Here is a 17,362-nt window from a genome sequence, read left to right as displayed (position 1 = left end):
CTTTACTGTTCGATTGGCAACATTGCGTGCCTATCCACGGAGATCGCCGCAGTTGCCGCGCTTTTCAACGGGTTCAATGCGTTTGCAGGGCCAGCGCCTGGTGGCGGCGGCGCCAGTCGGCGATGCTTTCGTCGACTTGCCGCAAGTCCAGCACATGCAGGAAAGAAGGGGGCTGCTTGTACAGCACGGGACTGCGTCCCCCTGCCCACAATTCCATGCTTGGCGGCAAGTTCGCATGCAGTTGCTGCAGGCTGTCGCGCGTCTGCCGCTGCTTGCTGGCGCTGGAAAACGACAGCGCCACGATATCGGCTCGCTGCGCGCGGGCGGCCGCGACGATGTCCGTCAGCGGCGTTTCCACTCCCAGCGACATGCAATGGGCGCCCGCCGCCGCGCACAGCGCCTCGGCCATCAGCAGCCCCAGGCCATGACGCTCCTGCGGCAAGGTACTGAGCACGATGCGCGGCGTGCGCGTCGATGGGCTGCTTGCCTGCGGCAGGGAAAAGATGGCGTGGCGCATCACCGTTTGCAAGGTTTCGCTATACAGATGCTCTTCATACACGGCCAGGTCGCCGCAAGCCCATGCCTCGCCCACCATGCCCGTCAGGGGGGCGATCACGTCGATGGTGAACGCTTTCAAGCCCAGCACGGCCAGCGCCTGGCGCAGGGCGTCACCCAGTTCCGCCATCTGGTGGCCGCGGCACAGCGACAGGTAGTGTTCGAGCTGCGGGGGCGGCGTTGACGGCGCCGCACTGCCGGCGCTGGCCAGCTGCTGCAGTTGCACGGTGCTGTGCTGCATGATTTTTCCCGGACGAAAGCCGAGGTCCAGCAGGCGCTTGACCATGCGCAACTTCTGCACTTGCTCGGCCGGGTAGCTGCGCTCGCCAAAGGCGTCGCGCTGAGGCTGGGGAAAAGCGTAGCGGCGCTCCCAGACACGCAAGGTTTCCTTGGCCAGCCCGGTATCGCGCTCGACATCGCTGATGCTGAAGGCGGAAGTAGGTTGCAGGTCAGTATCCATACCAGGGGCTTGCTCGCATGCCAAAAAGAACGTGGAGTGCATTTTACGCCTTCCGCCGCCCCGGACCAAATAGCTGAATCCGATTGGAAATTGCCGACGTATAAGTTGTGGAACGGCCGAGGGCGCTCATTGACATAAATCAATATTTCATCGATTATCCATGAGGCTCGTTTTGTCCAGGACAAATTTAATACAGGTGTACTCATGAAAATTGCCGTCGTCGGAGCAGGAATTGCAGGTTTGTCGTGTGCCTATCGCCTGGCGCAGGCGGGCCAGGACGTTACCTTGTACGAGGCGGGCGACTATTTTGGCGGCCACAGCCATACGGTCGATGTCACGCTCGATGGCGTCACGCATGGCGTCGACACGGGTTTCCTCGTGTTTAACCACGCCACCTATCCGAACCTGGTGCAACTGTTTGACGAACTCGGTGTCGAGGCGGCCGACAGCGACATGTCGTTTTCCGTGAAGATGCCGCTGGGCACCTCGTCCGATGCCCGCGTGCTGGAATGGGCGGGCGCCAATTTCGATACCGTGTTCACGCAGCGCAGCAATCTGTTGCGCCCCGCCTTCCTGCGCATGCTGCGCGATATCGTGCGCTTCAACCGCCAGGCCAGCGTCCTGGCCATGGCCAGCGTGCCGGCGCCGGCCATGTCGCTCGGCGAGTTCCTTGATCTGCACAATTATGGCGACGAGTTCCGTCACTGGTATCTGTTGCCCATGGCCGCCTGCATCTGGTCGTGCCCGGCGCGCCAGATGCTGGCCTTTCCCTTGGCCACCTTCATCCGTTTCTGCCACAACCACGGCTTGCTGCAAGTAAGCAACCGGCCGCAATGGCGTACGGTACGCGGCGGTGCGCGCGTGTACGTGGAAAAACTGCTGGCAGGCATTGCGCAGCAGCGCCTGGCGTGTCCCGTGCTGGCCGTGCGCCGCCAGCCGCACGATGGCGCGCGCATGGTCGAGCTGCATACGGCGGCCGGCGTCGAGCATGTCGATCACGTCGTGCTCGCTTGCCACAGCGACCAGTCGCTGGCCCTGCTGGCGGACATCCGTGACGACGAGCGCTCCGTGCTTGAAGCCGTGCGCTACCAGCCGAACCGGGCCGTGCTGCATACGGATGCGTCTTGCCTGCCGCAGCGCCGCCGCGCCTGGTCGGCCTGGAATTACCAGGGCCGGCCGGCCGCGCAGGAGGGCGAATCGCCGCAGGTATGCGTGCACTATTTGCTGAACCAGCTGCAGCCGCTGCCGTTTACGACACCCGTCATCGTCTCGCTCAATCCGCTCGACGAGCCGGACCCGGCCAAGGTCATCGACGCGTTTTCGTATGCCCACCCCGTGTTCGATGGCGCGGCCATTGCGGCTCAGGCGCGCCTGGCCGGTTTCCAGGGCGCGCAGCACACGTGGTTCGCGGGCGCCTGGACGGGCTATGGTTTCCATGAAGACGGTTTGAAGTCGGGCCTTGCCGTGGCGCAAATACTCAATGGCATGGCGGCGGCGGAGCTCGGTCATGCCGCGTAATTCATCGCCGTCCGTGCCGCCGCAGCCCCAGCTGTGTCTGGGGCGGGTGCGGCATGCGCGGCTGCGTCCGCGCGCGCATGCTTTCAGTTACGGCATGTTTTATCTGCGCCTGCCCTTGCGCAGCCTGGGCGCGCACGATTTTCCTGCCCGCTTGATCTCGCGCAACGGCGCCAATGTGCTGTCCTTCCGCGACAGCGACCATGGCGATGGCACGACGCCGCTGCTGGAGTGGATCGATGGCTTGCTGCGCCAGCAAGGCGTGCTCGACGCGGGCGGCGAAATCTGGCTGCAAACCATGCCGCGCATGTTCGGCTATGTGTTCAATCCCGTCAGCTTCTGGTTTTGCCACCGTCCGGATGGCGCGCTGCGGGCCGTGGTCTGCGACGTGCGCAATACCTTCGGCGAGCGCCACCTGTACCTGCTCGAACAGGGCGGGCCCATCGCTTATGGCAGCGAATTGCAGGCCAGAAAAATTTTCCACGTGTCGCCGTTTTGCAAGGTGGAAGGGCATTACCGCTTCCGTTTCCTGCGCAACAGTGAAGAGGATGGCGAGCGCCACCTGGCCCGGGTCGATTACGACGACCTCGACGGTCCTGTTTTGCAGACGAGCTTGTCCGGTACGGCGCGGCCGCTGCGCGATGGCGCCATCGCCTGGGCTCTGCTGCGCTACCCGCTGATGACGTTTGGCGTGATGGCGCGCATCCATTGGCAAGCCTTGCGCCTGTGGCTGCGCCGCGTGCCGTTTTTCAGCAAACCCCACCCTCCACAAGAAAAGGTGTCCCGATGAGCTCCGACTCCCTGCCGACCGGCCTGCATGCGCGCAGCAGCGCGTGTCCCGCGCACTTGCCCGACTACACGCACCTGGATATGCCCGCTTCCGGGCGCATGATCGTGCGCCTGCTGCAAAAATTACAATATGGCGCCCTGCGTCTGCGCACGCCGGATGGCAGCATCTTGCTGTACGGCGACGGCAGCCACCCCGTCACCCTGGACTTGCACAACTGGCGCCTGTGTTCCGCCGTGTTGCGCTCGGGCGATATCGGCTTTGCGGAAACGTTTATCGCCGGCGACTGGCGCACGGACAATTTGCCGGGCTTGATCGAGCTGATGATACGCAACCGCGCGCAGATCGAGTCCTTGATCTATGGCAACTGGTGGGGCAACCTGGTCTACAAGCTGCGGCATTTGCTCAACCGCAATTCGCGCGCCGGCAGCAAGAAGAATATCCACGCCCATTACGACATTGGCAACTCCTTTTATCAGTTGTGGCTGGATCCGTCGATGACGTATTCGAGTGCGCTGTTTGCCGAAGGCGCCAGCCTGGAGCAGGCGCAAGGGGCGAAATACCGGCGCATCGCCGATCAGCTGCAACTGCGGCCAGGCGCCAAGGTGCTGGAAATCGGCTGCGGCTGGGGCGGTTTTGCGGAAACGGCGGCGCGCAGCTACGGCGCCCACGTGACGGGCCTGACCTTGTCGACCGAGCAGCTGGCGTATGCGCGCCGGCGCCTGCAGGACGCGGGGCTGGCGGCGCAGGCCGACTTGCAGCTGTGTGATTACCGCGACAGCGCCGGCCAGTACGACGCCATCGCCTCGATCGAGATGTTCGAAGCCGTGGGGCAAAGCTACTGGCCCGGCTATTTCGCCTGCGTGGCGCGCAACCTGAAGCCGGGCGGGCGCGCCTGCATCCAGACCATCGTCATCGCCGACGACTTGTTCGAGCGCTACAGCAAGAGCACGGATTTCATTCAACAGTATATTTTTCCGGGCGGCATGCTGCCGTCGCCGGCCGAGTTCCGCCGCGCCGCCGAGGCGCAGGGCTTGCACGTGGAAGACGCCTTCCGCTTTGGCCTCGATTATGCGGAAACCCTGCGCCAGTGGCGCGCCAGCTTCCTGGCCCAGCGCACGGCGCTGGAAAAGCAGGATTTCGATGGCCGTTTCCTGCTGACCTGGGAGTTTTACCTCGCGTATTGCGAGGCCGCCTTCCAGGCGCACAACACGGATGTGATGCAATTTACTCTGGTGAAGGACTGACCATGCGCCGCTTGCTTGCCACTGTTGTGCTGTCATTGACCATGTTGGGTGCCGCGGCCGCGCCGCCTGCCTTTGTCGCCGCCGACGTGCCCGAAGCCCGGCTGGCGGGCGAGGGCGAATACACGTGGTTCGGCATGCGTATTTATCGGGCACAACTGTGGGTGGGACCGCAGGGCTACCAGGGCGCGGCGTCGCCAACGGCGCCGTTTGCGCTGGAATTGCGCTATGCGCGCTCGCTCGATGGCAAGAAGATCGCCGAAGCCAGTTATGAACAGATGCAGAAAATCGGCGCCGGCACGCCGGAGCAGCGCCTGGCCTGGCTGTCCACCATGCAGCGCATCTTTCCTGACGTCAAAGAGGAGCAGCGTATCGCGGGCGTCTTCCGGGCCGGCATCGCGCCCGGCGTGCGCTTTTATCTCGATGGCAAGGTGCTGGCCGACGTGAGCGATGGCGATTTCGCGCGCGCGTTTTTTGCCATCTGGCTCTCGCCGTCGACCACGGCACCCAAGCTGCGCGCGGCCTTGCTGCAGAATGCGGCGCCGCTGCCATGAACGCCGGGGCCAGCGTGTTGAGCTTGCCGGCCTTGTTCAGCTACGGCCTGTTCGGCTTGCCGCTGGCCATGCTGGCGCTGCCCATCTATATCTATGTGGCGCCGTTTTATGCGCAGCGCAGCAGTCTTGATCTGGCGCAGATCGGCGCCGTGCTACTCGCGGCGCGCATCGCCGCCGCCTTCATCGATCCGGCCCTGGGCGCCTGGATGGCGCGTGGCGGGCGCAGTTATGCCATGCTTGTCGGCGCCGCGCTGCCCTTGCTGCTGCTGGGCTTTGGCGCGCTGTTCCATCCACCGCCGATGCCGCAAGAGGTTACCCTGGCCTGGTTCCTGGCCGCCTTGCTGCTCGTCTACACGGCCTATGGCCTGGCCGGCATCGCGCACCAGAGCTGGGGCGCGGCGCTCACCCAGGCGTCCACGCAGCGGGCGCGGGTGGCGGCCGTGCGCGAAGGCTGCGGCTTGCTGGGCGTGATCCTGGCGGCCGGGCTGACTTCCGTGCTCGGCTATGACGGCTTGTCGCTGGCCTTTGCCGTCTGCTTGCTGGCGGCGGGGGCGCTGCTGCTGGCGCACGCCCCGCGTCCGGCCTTGCGCAGCGCCGGGGAAACGTTACCCGGCAATGGCTGGAAGCTGCCGTTTCGCCAGCGCGCGTTTCGCTGGCTGTTTGCCGTCCTGCTCGTCAATGGCGTGGCGGCCGCCATTCCCGCCACCCTGTTCCTGTTCTTTGCCGGCGACTACTTGCGCCTGGGACATTACGCGGGGCCGTTCCTGATCGTCTATTTTTGCGCGGCGGCCGCCTCGATGCCCGTGTGGGTGGCCCTGGCGCGCCGGTTTGGCGAAGCGCGCGCCTGGGGCGGCGCCATGCTGCTGGCCGCGACCGTGTTTGTCTGGGCGTATGGCCTGGGCGCGGGCGCCGCCTGGGGCTTTGCCGCCATCTGCCTGCTGTCGGGCCTGGCGCTGGGCGCCGACCTGGCCTTGCCGCCGGCCCTGCTGGCAGGGTTGATCGGCGCGGCCGGCCATGCCGGGCGGCACGAAGCGGCATATTTCGGCTGGTGGAACTGGGGCGTGCAAATGAGCCTGGCGCTGGCGGCCGGCATCGCCCTGCCCCTGCTGGCCTGGCTCGGCTATGTGCCTGGCAACAGCAGCGGCGGTTTGCCGGCCCTGGCTGCCGCCTACGCCTTGCTGCCCTGCGCCTTGAAACTGCTGGCGGCGCTGCTGCTGTGGCGCGCGCCGCTACAACATATATATAGTGAACCCGGGGAGTACCGACCATGTACCTGATGAAATGCTGCCGGCGCGGCATGACGGCCGCCGCCTTGCTGCTGGCGCTGGCCGCCTGTTCCACGCCGCCCACGCCCGCCACTTACGCGCAGGAAACACCCAAGCTGGACCTGCAACAGTACTTCAACGGCACGCTCGACGCCCACGGCATCTTCCAGGACCGCTCCGGCAAGGTCGTGAAACGCTTCACCGTCGTGATGCGGGCCAGCTGGGCGGGCGAGACGGGTACCCTGGACGAGGATTTCACGTATTCGGACGGCAGCCGCCAACGGCGCATATGGACCTTGCGCAAGACGGCGCCCGGGCGCTTCATCGGCACGGCGCCCGACGTGATCGGCGAGGCCGTCGGCGAAGTGGCCGGCAATGCCTTGCGCTGGCAATACGTGCTGGCGCTGCCCGTCGATGGCACGGTCTACCACGTCGACTTCGAGGACTGGATGTTCCTGATGGATGACAAGGTCATGCTGAACCGCGCCGCCATGAGCAAGTTCGGCTTCAGCCTGGGCGCCGTCACTTTATCGTTCAGCAAACGTCCGCAGGCGGCCCCATGAATCGCAAGATCACCAGCTGGGCCGGCAAGCACGTGTGGATCATCGGCGCTTCCAGCGGCATCGGCGCCGCCTGCGCCACCCTGCTGCTGGAGCAGGGCGCCAGCGTGGCCTTGTCGGCGCGTCACCGCGCCAGCCTCGAGCAGTTGTGCGAGGGGCAGCCGCTGGCGCAGGCATTGCCGCTCGATGTCACTCAGCACGCGCAGCTGCGGGCCGTCTGCGTGGAGTTGCAGCGGCAGTGGACGCATATCGACCTGATACTGGTGGTCGCTGGTGGTTATCAGGCCATGCGCGCCGATAGCTTCGACCTTGAGGCGGCGCAGGGCTTGCTGGCCCTGAATGTGGGCGGCGTCTTCAATTGCCTGGAGCAGGCCTTGCCGTGGCTGTTGCGCCAGGGCAGCGGCGGCATCGGCATCGTCGCCTCGGTGGCCGGCTATGGCGGCTTGCCCAAGGCGCTCGCATATGGCGCCAGCAAGGCTGCGCTGATCAATCTGACGGAGTCGCTGTATCTGGACCTGCATCCACGCGGGATTGATGTATATCAAATCAACCCCGGTTTTGTCGCCACGCCTTTGACGGCGGACAACGATTTCACCATGCCGGCCCTGATGACGGCGCAGGACGCGGCCGCCGCCATGCTCGATGGCATCGAGCGGGGGCAGTTTCACATCCACTTTCCCAAACGCTTTACCAATACCCTGCGCCTGGCGCGGCTGTTGCCGTACCGCGCCTATTTCTGGCTGATCCGCAAGGTGACGGGCGTATGAGCACAAGCATGCTGGACACGGAAGGCGTGGAACAGGCGCTGGCGCGTCTGGTGGCATTTTACGAGCACCTGAGCCTGGAAAGCCTGGCCCAGCTGGGGGCCGTGTACGCGCCGGACGCCCATTTCAAGGACCCGTTCAACGAGGTGAAGGGGCATGCCGCCATTCTGGCCATCTTCGAGCACATGTTCGTGCAGGTTGATGCGCCCCGGTTTGTCGTGCTGGAAAGCCTGGGGCAGGGGCAACAAGCCTTTCTGACCTGGGAGTTTCGCTTCCGCATGAAACGACTGGTATCTGGCGAACAATGCATACGCGGCGCCACACATGTGCGCTTCGATGCGCAGGGACGGGTGCTCGTGCACCGCGATTATTGGGATGCGGCGGAAGAGTTGTATGAAAAACTGCCGTTGCTGGGCTCTTTCATGCGCCTGCTCCGGCGCGCAAGCCAGCGTTAAAGCTTGTTTCTCTATGCTTTTAAGAAAAAAATGCAAAAAAGAAAAAGTAAAGATGTGAAATGGGGCCGCTGAAAACTTGATTTCGGTCAAAGTGTCGTTTTTTAGACACAAAAATATCAAAATATTGAGAAGGCAACATTGTAAGAAATTGTTTCAAGTGATGCGCAATTTGCAAGCAAGAGTCGTACTCATCCGTTCCAATCGGATGGTGGAAGCGTAGTCTGAAAAACATGGAAAACATTTCTATGTGAGCAATTTAAATTACCGGAAAGTCAGTAATTGTGTTGATACTCTGCCTATTTTTTTGACGCGTGCGCCGACGTCGAAAATAGCGCCTACGCCCCTGAATAATGCGGCAACGCACCAAAAATGGGCGCATGCATTCCCGTTTTTGGGCATTCGGCAGCAAACATTGCCGATGCCGTGTATGCTTCGTCCCGTTTATCCATTATCGCCTGACAAATTGTGCGCTTTGTCGCGTAAATCTTGGAGGGCAAATGAGGGGTAAAGCATGTTGACGTTTTAATCACTCGCCTGATACTGTTGCACTAATACAACGGGTGTCGACTAGGCATGCGCTATGATGGAATGGTCAATCAGGCCAATGCATTGGTTGGCAAGGGGCACTGGCTCTGTCGCGTAGTACGGTTGGCGATGGTCGGGATGCCTGAAAAAGCCCCCGGCCTGGTACCGGAAGTAACATGTTGGAACTTGATGGAATGTGAAACGGTCGTTATAGTGCCGCTTCCGGTGCCGTTTGAGCACCGAACCGGCGCACGAATAACGGTCGTTATGCAGCCTTCAAGCTTATCGGTGCAATAGCGTGCCGATACCGATATGAATGTTCCTCTGACCGGAACAGCAATGTGGCAGGTGGAGACCTTGCCCTCACTCATAAAAAGCGCTCTGCTAGAGCGCAGCTCGAGATGCATAGGCTGTATTACTTTTTGCTTCAAAAATTAAAGGAAATCGCAATGAAAAAAACTCTGATCACCCTGGCAGTTCTGGCAGCAGCCACTGGCGTAGCCCAAGCTCAATCGAGCGTTGTTATCTACGGTACCGTTGACGCTGGTTTCGTCAGCGAGCGCGGCGGTGTTAACGGCAACGTTAACAAACTGGACAGCGGCATTGCTTCGGCTTCCCGTATCGGCTTCAAAGGCACCGAAGATCTGGGCAGCGGCCTGTCGGCACTGTTCGTTCTGGAATCGGGCTTCGGCGTTGACAACGGTCAACAAGACGTTGCAGGCAGCTTGTTCAACCGTCAAGCTTACGTTGGTCTGAGCAGCAAAACGACCGGTACCCTGACCCTGGGTCGTCAATACACCCCTTGGTACAACACCCTGTCGAAAGTTGCTGATCCATTCGCAGCTGGCTACGCTGGTTCCGCTAAGAACCTGTTCCCATCGAACACCCGCACCAGCAACACCGTGCTGTACACCTCGCCAAACTTCAACGGCTTTGACGCTGACGTGGCTTACACCTTCGGCGAGCAAGCTGAGTCGAACAAAATCGGCCGCAAAATCGGCGCGTCGGCTGGCTACTCGAACGGTCCTTTGAACGCTCGTATCGCTTACAACAACACCAGCAACGACACCGCAACGACCGAAACCGGTAGCGGCCGTAACTGGTTGGCTGCAGCTAACTACGACTTCGCAGTTGCTAAAGCTTACATCGCATACGGCGCAAACAAAGGCCAAAACAGCGCCATCCGCAACAACGGCAATGTTAACGCGTTTAACTACACTTCGGCTGGCTACAGCACCGACAGCAACAACATCCTGGTCGGCGCAACCGTACCTGTTGGCCCAGCTGGCACCGTAATGGCTTCGTTCATCCGCACGAACGACAAAACCGCTGCTAACGCTGATGCTGATCAATGGGCACTGGGCTACTCGTACGCTCTGTCGAAGCGCACCAGCACCTACGCTTCGTACGCTAAAATCAAGAACAAAAACAACGCTGGCTACACCGTTGGTAACAACAGCAATGTTGGTACGGGCGACAAAGCCTTCAACGTTGGCGTTCGTCACTCGTTCTAATATTCGCGCAAGCGAAGCTTAGTACCGCTGCCAGCATCCCTTCGGGGATGCTGATAAGCAAGGAAACGCGCTGTCTGGCTTCGGCCTGGCGGCGCGTTTTTGCATTGGCGGCGCCAGTTATAATGGCGCCGTTACCCAAGTAAAGGAATGCCATGTATTCATTCACCTCGCCGCGCCTGGCCGCCATGCTGGCCGCGCTGCTGCTCGCCGGCGCCACGGGCGCCGCTGTTGCCGCCGTCAAGGGCAAGAAGCCGGCCGGACTGGAGCGCTATGGCGTGGCCGTCTATTCGGACCTGTGCCTGCAAAAGGATAGCGGCGAAATCGGCGGCCAGCGCGTCACCCTGCACCGCTTTGCCGAGGCCGATTCCGTCATCTATGAATTCACGGCAGGCGCCCTGAGCTGGCCTATCGTGGCCAACGACGTCAACCTGGACGCCGCCACGGGCGCTTTCGACTTCACCATCGCCGGCGCCGACAGCGAGGAACGCACCATCGTCGGCAAGTTTTCCAAAGACGGGCAGACCCTGACCCTGGAAGGCGATTACTGCGGCGGCAACGTGCGCATGCCGATGAAACTGAGCCGCGTGCGCGATTTCGGCCGTCCCCTGAAAAACTGCACGCCATGCCCGCCGATGCCGGAAGCGCCAGCGCAGGCGCCGGCGCAAGACAGCGCCGAGGCGCCTGCCGCCTGAGTTATTGTGACTTGCACATGAAAAAGGCCCGGTATCGACCGGGCCTTTGTTATTTCTCGCCTTGCAAGAGGCTTATTTGGCCGCCTGCGCCTTTTCCGCATTCGCGCGGATGGTGGCCAGTGTCGCGTTTGGCGTGATCAGGTTGCCGTCGTAGCGCAGCTCGATCAGGGCCGGCAAGTCGTGCGCCCTGGCATGCGCCAGCGCCCGCTGCAGGGCAGGGGCAAACTCTTCCGTCGTATTCACCACTTCGCCATGCGCGCCGTATGCCTGCGCCAGCGCCGCAAAATCGGGGTTGTGCAGGGTCGTGCCCGACACGCGGCCCGGGTAGTCGCGTTCCTGGTGCATGCGGATGGTGCCGAACATCTGGTTGTTGAAGACGATGATGACCACGCCCGCCTGGTATTGGACGGCCGTGGCCAGTTCCTGGCCATTCATCATGTATTCGCCATCGCCGGCGAACGTGATCACGGTGCGCTCCGGGTGCACGATCTTCGCCGCCACGCCGGACGGCACGCCGTAGCCCATGGCGCCGTTCGTCGGCGCCAGCTGGGTGCGCATGCCGCCGTAGCGATAAAAACGGTGCGCCCACGAGGCGTAATTGCCGGCGCCGTTCGTCACGATGGTGTCGGCCGGCACCTGCGCCATGATCTCCTGCGTCACCTGCCACAGGTCCAGCGGCGCCTGGCCATCGCGGAAGATGGGCGGCTGCTCCTGGTAGGCGGCCAGCTCGGCCTTCGCTTCCGCCGGCGTATGTTTCCAGGCGGAAGCATCGACGGGGGGCATGGCGGCCAGCATGGCGCACACTTGCGGCATGCCGCTGTTGATCATCAGCTCGGCCTGGTAGACGCTGCCCAGCTCCTCGGCGTCCGTATGGATGTGCACCAGGCGCTGGCGCGGCACGGGCGAGTCGAACAGGGTGTAGCCGCCCGTCGTCATTTCGCCCAGGCGCGGGCCGATGGCGATGACCAGGTCGGCATTTTTTACGCGCGCGGCCAGTTTCGGGTTGATGCCGATGCCGACGTCGCCGATGTAGTTCGGGTGTGCATTGTCGAGCAAGTCCTGGAAGCGGAAGGCGCAGGCGACGGGCAGGTGGTTGCTTTCCGCGAACTGCTGCAGGTCGGCGCACGCTTGCGGCGTCCAGGTGGTGCCGCCGAGCAAGACCAGCGGCTGCTTCGCCGTCGCCAGCATGGCGCGCAGCTGCTGCAGCTGGGCGTCGGACGGCGCCGCCTGCACGCTCCGGTAGGCGCGCGTGTCGGCGACAGTCGCCATGGAAATGAGCATGTCTTCCGGCAGGGCCAGCACGACGGGGCCGGGACGCCCGCTGGTGGCGACCTGGAAGGCGCGCGCCAGGTATTCGGGGATGCGCTCGGCGCGGTCGATCTGCGCCACCCACTTGGCCATCTGGCCGTACATGCGGCGGTAGTCGATTTCCTGGAACGCTTCGCGGTCGACGAAATCGTTGCCCACCTGGCCGATGAACAGGATCATCGGGGTGGAGTCCTGGTAAGCCGTGTGCACGCCGATCGAGGCGTTGGTGGCGCCCGGACCGCGCGTGACGAAACAGATGCCCGGCTTGCCCGTCAGCTTGCCGTAGGCTTCGGCCATGAAGGCGGCGCCGCCTTCCTGGCGGTTGATGATGAAGCGGATGCCCGAGTCGTGCAGGGCGTCGAGCACGTCGAGGTAGCTTTCGCCAGGCACGCCAAAAGCGGTGTCGACACCGTGGATCTGCAGGGCATCGACCAGGATCTGGCCGCCGGTACGGGGTTGTTGCGTCATGTTCGGCTCTTTATATTCTAGTTGGGTGGCAAAGAAATGGGGCAAGCGGTGTGCATGCGCCTGCATGCAGGCGGCTTGCCCCATTCATTCTATGTGAGCCGATTTGGCCCGGCTTTTGAAATGGCGACACCGAATTACACAATCCCCCGGGCCGGAGCCCGACGCGGGGCCCGGCGAACGGTGTCGTTCCCGCACAGGCCTTTTTGCAGAAACATGCTGCGGCGCGGTACAATGGCGGGTGAAGCAGGCCAGACAGTCGCTGGCCGGCGCAGCAATGCGCTGGCGGGAGGAAGGTCCGGACTCCATAGAGCGGGGTGACGGTTAACGGCCGTCCGTCGAAAGCCGCAAGGTATAAGGCGAGGAATAGGGCCACAGAGACGAGCGTATTAAGTTACGGTGAAACGCGGTAACCTCCACCTGGTGCAATTTCAAATAGGCACGCGATGATGCTGCTCGCGGAGCGTGCGGGTAGAAAGCTTGAGCGCCCGAGTAATCTGGCGCCTAGAGGAATGACTGTCATAGCGCCGACCTGCAAGGGAAGGCGCCGTAACAAAATCCGGCCTATCGGCCTGCTTCACTTGAATTCCTGCTCTCTGGCTTGCCGGGGAGTATCTTGGTCACCGCAGTTTGCATGCTGCGCACCAAGCAAAAGCCCCGCAACGGGGCTTTTTTTGTTTCTAAAAATAGTGCAGCGAAGATAAAGTTGTATAGACAACTAAAGATGGACAATTGGTTAAAGTTTCTTGGTTCTAATTAATTGCTGCAGTGCAAAAATATTTTTCCTGCGTCAGGCCAGGCCCGGAAAACAGGGCAGGTATGCGCCATGGGCAAGTGTTTTTTGCTTTAAACCAAGTCTTTCTCTGCCGCTGCTGGCCGTTGTGCCTGCATGACGAAAGTATTGTCATGTGTCAACTAACTGTAAAAAATTCAATTTTTTGATTTCGTTTTTTTCGATGTTTACGGTAGGAAAACACATGTGTGCAGATGAGGTAGCACATTCACTATCTTTCATAAGTATCTAATTTATCGATATATTTTTATTTGAGACTCCTTCAACGATCTGCGCTAAGTCCTTAATTTCATTAATAAAATTCCTGTTTTGCCAATCGGAAACCGCTTGACCACTATCTTTGCTTCCTCTAAAGTGGGCAACTGTGTGAAAAAGTGTGTTTTTGTGGGAAATTTTCCCTTTCCATCGCGATGCGCAAGCGTTGCAAGCCAAGCTCAAAAAAAGGTCTTCCGTGTTTCAAGGCGCGTCCGCAATCAATCTCGATGCCAAAGGCAGGATGTCTATCCCTGCCAAGCACCGTGACGCGCTGGCGATTCAATGCGAAGGCCGTCTGACGCTGACCAAACACCCCGATGGCTGCCTGCTGTTTTTCCCCCGTCCCGTGTGGGAAAGCCACCGCCAGCAAATCGCCGCCTGGCCCATGTCGGCGCGCGCCTGGCAGCGCATCTTCCTCGGCAACGCCGTCGACGTCGAGCTGGACTCGGCGGGCCGCGTGCTGATCTCGCCTGAATTGCGCAATGCCGTCGGGCTGGCGCGCGAAGTGATGATGATCGGCATGGGCAGTCACTTTGAAATATGGGATGCCGCCAAATTGGCCGACAAAGAACAGCAGGCGATCGATGCCGGCACCCCCGATGTACTTTCCAATTTTTCTTTCTAAGGCTCCGTAATGACACAACTCACGGTGCCGGAATTTCAGCATCGCACGGTGCTGCTCGATGAAGCGGTCGATGCGCTCGACCTGTCGGGCGACCGTGCGCACGGCATTTACGTCGATGGCACGTTTGGCCGCGGCGGCCATAGCCGCCTGATTTTGTCGCGCCTGGCCGATGACGCGCGCCTGATCGGCTTCGACAAGGATTTGCAAGCCATCGCCACGGCCGAACAGATTGCCGACCCCCGTTTTCAGATCGTCCATGACAGTTTTGCCACCATGACGGCCAGCCTGGCCGAACGCGGCGTGCAGCAGGTGGACGGCATTTTGCTCGACTTGGGCATCTCGTCGCCGCAGGTCGACGACGCGGCGCGCGGTTTCAGCTTCCGCAACGACGGACCGCTGGACATGCGCATGGATACCACGCGCGGCGTCTCCGCGGCCGAGTGGCTGGCGGTGGAAACCGAGCAGAATTTAGAGAAAGTGATACGCGATTATGGGGAAGAACGGTTTGCTTTTCAGATTGCAAAGGCGATTGTTGCTGGCCGGGCAGTCCAGCCAATTTCAAGCACACGACAGCTTGCCGGCATCGTGGCAGGCGCCGTCAAGACCCGCGAGAAGGGTAAGGACCCCGCTACCCGCACCTTTCAGGCAATCCGCATTTTCATTAACAAAGAGCTCGAGGATCTCGAGATCGGTCTGAACCAGGCATATGCCTGCCTGGCGCCCGGCGCGCGCATGGCCGTGATCAGTTTTCATTCGCTCGAAGACCGCATGGTCAAGCGCTTCTTCGCCTCGAAGGCGAACGTGGAGCAGCCTGACCGCCGTCTGCCGATCCGCGCGGTCGACTTGCCGCAGCCGGAAATGAAGCTGATTTCGAAAATGAAGCCGTCCGACGCCGAGATCGAGGGCAATCCCCGTTCGCGTTCGGCCGTCATGCGCGTGGCGCAGCGTTTGCCCATTCCAGTTAGTGGCGGCGCCCGATGACTGGCAAGCTGTGTGTCGTGCTGTCGGCCCTGCTGGTGTGCTGCGGTCTGTCGCTGGTGAACGCGCAGTACCAGTCGCGCCACCTGCTGATCGACCTGGAACGCGCGCAAGCGCTGTCGCGCCAGCTCGACATCGACTGGGCGCAACTGCAGCTGGACCAGTCCACTTTGGGCAAGCATGAACGCATTGAATCGATCGCACGGCGCGACCTGAGCATGACGCCGTTGACGGCGGCGCGTACGCAATACCTGACGGAGGGCGAATAATGAAGTTGGGCGGTAATAGCAACGGCCGGGTGGCGGCATCGAAAGGCGTGCCATTCTCGAAGAACCCCGTACTGGCGGTGCGTCTGCCCGTCTGGCGTTCGCGCGTCGTGCTGTTCCTGCTGTTCTTCGCTTTCGCCGGCCTGGGCGCGCGCGCCCTGTGGCTGCAGGGCGTGTCGACGCAGTTCCTGCAAAAGCAGGGCAAGGCGCGCTATGAGCGCACGCTGGAACTGCCGGCCACGCGCGGCAAGATCACCGACCGCAACGGCCAGGTGCTGGCGTCGTCCGTCCCCGTGAAAGCCATCTGGGCCATTCCCGACGACGTGCTGCAGGCGTCGCCCGAAAAAATCAATGCGCTGGCCGGTCTGCTGGAAATGAACGTCAACGAATTGCGCAAGAAGCTCGATTCGGACCGCAGCTTCGTTTACCTGAAACGCCAGGTCGAGATGGACGTGGCCGACAAGATTTCCAAGCTCGGCATCGACGGCATCGACGAGCGCAAGGAATACAAGCGCTTCTATCCACAGGGTGAAGTGATGACCCACGTGGTGGGCTTTACCAACGTGGAAGACGTGGGCCAGGAAAGCATGGAACTGGCGCAGCAGAAAACCCTCGTCGGCACCACCGGCAGCCGCCGCGTGATCAAGGACCGTCTGGGCCACATCGTCGAAGACATCGGCTTCATCCACGAACCGCATGACGGCAAGGACCTGACCCTGTCCGTCGACAGCAAGATCCAGTACATCGCCTTCACGCAGCTGAAGGAAGCGGTGGAGAAATTCAACGCCAAGGCCGGCGGCGCCGTGGTGCTCGACGTGCACACGGGCGAAGTGCTGGCCCTGGCCAATTACCCGAGCTACGACCCGAACGACCGCCGCAAGCTCACGGGCCAGCAGCTGCGCAACCGCGTCATGACCGATACTTTTGAGCCCGGTTCGACCCTGAAACCGATCACCGTGTCGCTGGCGCTCGACACGGGCCGGGTAAAGCCGACCACCCTGATCGACACGGGCCCGGGCCGCTACACGATCGCCGACCGCACGATTACCGATACCAAGCCGCACGGCGTGATCAACGTCTCCGAAATCATCGAGATGTCGTCGAATATCGGCACCTCGAAGATCGCGCTGGGCATGCCGTCGCAGGAAATGTGGGAAATGTTTACCAAGGTCGGCTTCGGCCAGCAGCCGAAATGGGGCTTCCCCGGCGCCGTGGCCGGCCGCGTGCGTCCGTATAAATCGTGGCGCCCGGTGGAACAGGCGACCATGAGCTACGGTAACGGCATTTCCGTGTCGCTGATCCAGCTGGCGCGTTCTTATATGATGTTCGCCCGCGACGGCGACACGATTCCCCTGTCGTTCCAGAAGGTCAATGAACTGCCCGTGGGCCAGCAGGTGATCAAGCCGAAGACGGCCGCCGACATGCGCGCCATGCTGGAACTGGTGGTCTCCGGCGCGCACGGCTCGGCCAAGCGCGCCCAGGTCGCCGGCTACCGCGTGGGCGGCAAGACGGGTACCGCCTATAAGGTGGAAAACGGCCGCTATGCGATGCCGCGCAAATACATCGGCTCTTTCGTGGGCATGGTGCCGATGTCGGCGCCGCGCTTCATCATCGCCGTGATGATCGATGAACCGACCGGCCCCGCCCACTATGGCGGCCAGGTCGCCGCTCCCGCTTTCGCGGCGATTGCGACCAACGCGCTGCGCGCGATGAACGTGCCGCCCGATTCCTCCGTTACCGAAATCGTGGTCCCGGCCAATGCCGGCCCGGAGGCCATGTGAA

The 17,362-nt window shown here is 61.8% G+C and carries 16 protein-coding genes and 1 other RNA gene; 15 read left to right on the top strand and 2 right to left on the bottom strand.

What is annotated here, in order from left to right:
* Positions 1–73 precede the first annotated feature (73 nt).
* A complete protein-coding gene (locus IGS60_RS23015; protein ID WP_230506317.1) occupies positions 74–1,015 on the bottom strand; it encodes a MerR family transcriptional regulator in 942 nt (313 codons plus the stop codon).
* A gap of 204 nt (positions 1,016–1,219) precedes the next feature.
* Between IGS60_RS23015 and IGS60_RS23010 the strand changes: the two genes are divergently transcribed.
* The 10 genes from IGS60_RS23010 to IGS60_RS22965 all read left to right on the top strand — a co-directional run bounded on the left by IGS60_RS23010 (position 1,220) and on the right by IGS60_RS22965 (position 10,890).
* Positions 1,220–2,533 carry an FAD-dependent oxidoreductase gene (locus IGS60_RS23010; protein ID WP_230506316.1) on the top strand — a complete coding sequence of 438 codons (1,314 nt, stop codon included), beginning with the start codon at positions 1,220–1,222 and terminating at the stop codon, positions 2,531–2,533.
* Positions 2,523–3,320, top strand: coding sequence for a DUF1365 domain-containing protein (locus tag IGS60_RS23005; protein WP_121668494.1), 798 nt, complete (start codon positions 2,523–2,525; stop codon positions 3,318–3,320). The genes IGS60_RS23010 and IGS60_RS23005 overlap by 11 nt, the downstream gene beginning before the upstream one ends.
* Before the next feature lie 80 nt (positions 3,321–3,400).
* Positions 3,401–4,564: a cyclopropane-fatty-acyl-phospholipid synthase family protein gene (locus IGS60_RS23000; RefSeq protein WP_230506406.1), complete on the top strand. Its 1,164-nt coding sequence runs from the start codon at positions 3,401–3,403 to the stop codon at positions 4,562–4,564.
* 2 nt (positions 4,565–4,566) lie between these two features.
* Entirely contained in the window at positions 4,567–5,115 is a 549-nt protein-coding gene (locus IGS60_RS22995; protein ID WP_230506315.1) for a chalcone isomerase family protein, read from the top strand.
* Positions 5,112–6,392 (top strand): MFS transporter, encoded by a 1,281-nt coding sequence (locus IGS60_RS22990; protein WP_230506314.1) that lies wholly within the window; start codon positions 5,112–5,114, stop codon positions 6,390–6,392. Before IGS60_RS22995 ends, IGS60_RS22990 begins: the two co-directional genes overlap by 4 nt.
* Complete coding sequence (locus IGS60_RS22985) at positions 6,383–6,943, top strand: DUF3833 domain-containing protein (RefSeq protein ID WP_139143699.1); 561 nt, start codon at positions 6,383–6,385, stop codon at positions 6,941–6,943. Before IGS60_RS22990 ends, IGS60_RS22985 begins: the two co-directional genes overlap by 10 nt.
* A complete protein-coding gene (locus IGS60_RS22980; protein WP_230506313.1) occupies positions 6,940–7,707 on the top strand; it encodes an SDR family oxidoreductase in 768 nt (255 codons plus the stop codon). Before IGS60_RS22985 ends, IGS60_RS22980 begins: the two co-directional genes overlap by 4 nt.
* The gene (locus IGS60_RS22975; protein WP_070222503.1) at positions 7,704–8,159 is read left to right on the top strand and encodes a nuclear transport factor 2 family protein; all 456 of its coding nucleotides are present in this window, start codon (positions 7,704–7,706) and stop codon (positions 8,157–8,159) included. The genes IGS60_RS22980 and IGS60_RS22975 overlap by 4 nt, the downstream gene beginning before the upstream one ends.
* A gap of 974 nt (positions 8,160–9,133) precedes the next feature.
* The gene (locus IGS60_RS22970) at positions 9,134–10,198 is read left to right on the top strand and encodes a porin (protein ID WP_070222502.1); all 1,065 of its coding nucleotides are present in this window, start codon (positions 9,134–9,136) and stop codon (positions 10,196–10,198) included.
* Between the two features lie 152 nt (positions 10,199–10,350).
* The gene (locus IGS60_RS22965; RefSeq protein WP_230506312.1) at positions 10,351–10,890 is read left to right on the top strand and encodes a hypothetical protein; all 540 of its coding nucleotides are present in this window, start codon (positions 10,351–10,353) and stop codon (positions 10,888–10,890) included.
* Between the two features lie 72 nt (positions 10,891–10,962).
* Here the strand turns inward: IGS60_RS22965 and IGS60_RS22960 are convergent, their stop codons facing one another.
* A complete protein-coding gene (locus tag IGS60_RS22960; RefSeq protein WP_230506311.1) occupies positions 10,963–12,666 on the bottom strand; it encodes a thiamine pyrophosphate-binding protein in 1,704 nt (567 codons plus the stop codon).
* 240 nt (positions 12,667–12,906) lie between these two features.
* Between IGS60_RS22960 and rnpB the strand changes: the two genes are divergently transcribed.
* From rnpB to IGS60_RS22935, 5 genes are all read left to right on the top strand, one after another.
* Positions 12,907–13,246: RNase P RNA component class A (rnpB, locus tag IGS60_RS22955), an RNA gene on the top strand.
* 661 nt (positions 13,247–13,907) lie between these two features.
* Entirely contained in the window at positions 13,908–14,336 is a 429-nt protein-coding gene (mraZ, locus tag IGS60_RS22950; RefSeq protein ID WP_034748899.1) for a division/cell wall cluster transcriptional repressor MraZ, read from the top strand.
* Positions 14,337–14,345: 9 nt separating this feature from the next.
* Positions 14,346–15,317, top strand: coding sequence for a 16S rRNA (cytosine(1402)-N(4))-methyltransferase RsmH (rsmH, locus tag IGS60_RS22945; RefSeq protein WP_070222499.1), 972 nt, complete (start codon positions 14,346–14,348; stop codon positions 15,315–15,317).
* Complete coding sequence (ftsL, locus tag IGS60_RS22940) at positions 15,314–15,583, top strand: cell division protein FtsL (protein WP_034748894.1); 270 nt, start codon at positions 15,314–15,316, stop codon at positions 15,581–15,583. The genes rsmH and ftsL overlap by 4 nt, the downstream gene beginning before the upstream one ends.
* Positions 15,583–17,361, top strand: a complete 1,779-nt coding sequence (locus tag IGS60_RS22935) for a penicillin-binding protein 2 (protein ID WP_070222497.1) — start codon at positions 15,583–15,585, stop codon at positions 17,359–17,361. The genes ftsL and IGS60_RS22935 overlap by 1 nt, the downstream gene beginning before the upstream one ends.
* Position 17,362 lies beyond the last annotated feature (1 nt).

The organism is Janthinobacterium sp. FW305-128 (assembly GCF_020858135.1).
In the GTDB taxonomy this organism is placed as follows: domain Bacteria; phylum Pseudomonadota; class Gammaproteobacteria; order Burkholderiales; family Burkholderiaceae_D; genus Janthinobacterium.
Note: the sequence above shows the minus strand (reverse complement) of the source record. Positions and strands in the feature narration are given on the sequence as shown.

Coding starts and splice junctions, on each gene's coding strand:
- IGS60_RS23005 (WP_121668494.1), top strand. CDS start 2,523: ATGCCGCGTAATTCATCGCCGTCCGTGCCGCCGCAGCCCCAGCTGTGT.
- IGS60_RS23015 (WP_230506317.1), bottom strand. CDS start 1,015: ATGGATACTGACCTGCAACCTACTTCCGCCTTCAGCATCAGCGATGTC.
- IGS60_RS22960 (WP_230506311.1), bottom strand. CDS start 12,666: ATGACGCAACAACCCCGTACCGGCGGCCAGATCCTGGTCGATGCCCTG.
- IGS60_RS23010 (WP_230506316.1), top strand. CDS start 1,220: ATGAAAATTGCCGTCGTCGGAGCAGGAATTGCAGGTTTGTCGTGTGCC.
- IGS60_RS22980 (WP_230506313.1), top strand. CDS start 6,940: ATGAATCGCAAGATCACCAGCTGGGCCGGCAAGCACGTGTGGATCATC.
- IGS60_RS23000 (WP_230506406.1), top strand. CDS start 3,401: ATGCCCGCTTCCGGGCGCATGATCGTGCGCCTGCTGCAAAAATTACAA.
- IGS60_RS22975 (WP_070222503.1), top strand. CDS start 7,704: ATGAGCACAAGCATGCTGGACACGGAAGGCGTGGAACAGGCGCTGGCG.
- IGS60_RS22935 (WP_070222497.1), top strand. CDS start 15,583: ATGAAGTTGGGCGGTAATAGCAACGGCCGGGTGGCGGCATCGAAAGGC.
- IGS60_RS22970 (WP_070222502.1), top strand. CDS start 9,134: ATGAAAAAAACTCTGATCACCCTGGCAGTTCTGGCAGCAGCCACTGGC.
- IGS60_RS22990 (WP_230506314.1), top strand. CDS start 5,112: ATGAACGCCGGGGCCAGCGTGTTGAGCTTGCCGGCCTTGTTCAGCTAC.
- rsmH (WP_070222499.1), top strand. CDS start 14,346: ATGACACAACTCACGGTGCCGGAATTTCAGCATCGCACGGTGCTGCTC.
- IGS60_RS22965 (WP_230506312.1), top strand. CDS start 10,351: ATGTATTCATTCACCTCGCCGCGCCTGGCCGCCATGCTGGCCGCGCTG.
- IGS60_RS22985 (WP_139143699.1), top strand. CDS start 6,383: ATGTACCTGATGAAATGCTGCCGGCGCGGCATGACGGCCGCCGCCTTG.
- IGS60_RS22995 (WP_230506315.1), top strand. CDS start 4,567: ATGCGCCGCTTGCTTGCCACTGTTGTGCTGTCATTGACCATGTTGGGT.
- ftsL (WP_034748894.1), top strand. CDS start 15,314: ATGACTGGCAAGCTGTGTGTCGTGCTGTCGGCCCTGCTGGTGTGCTGC.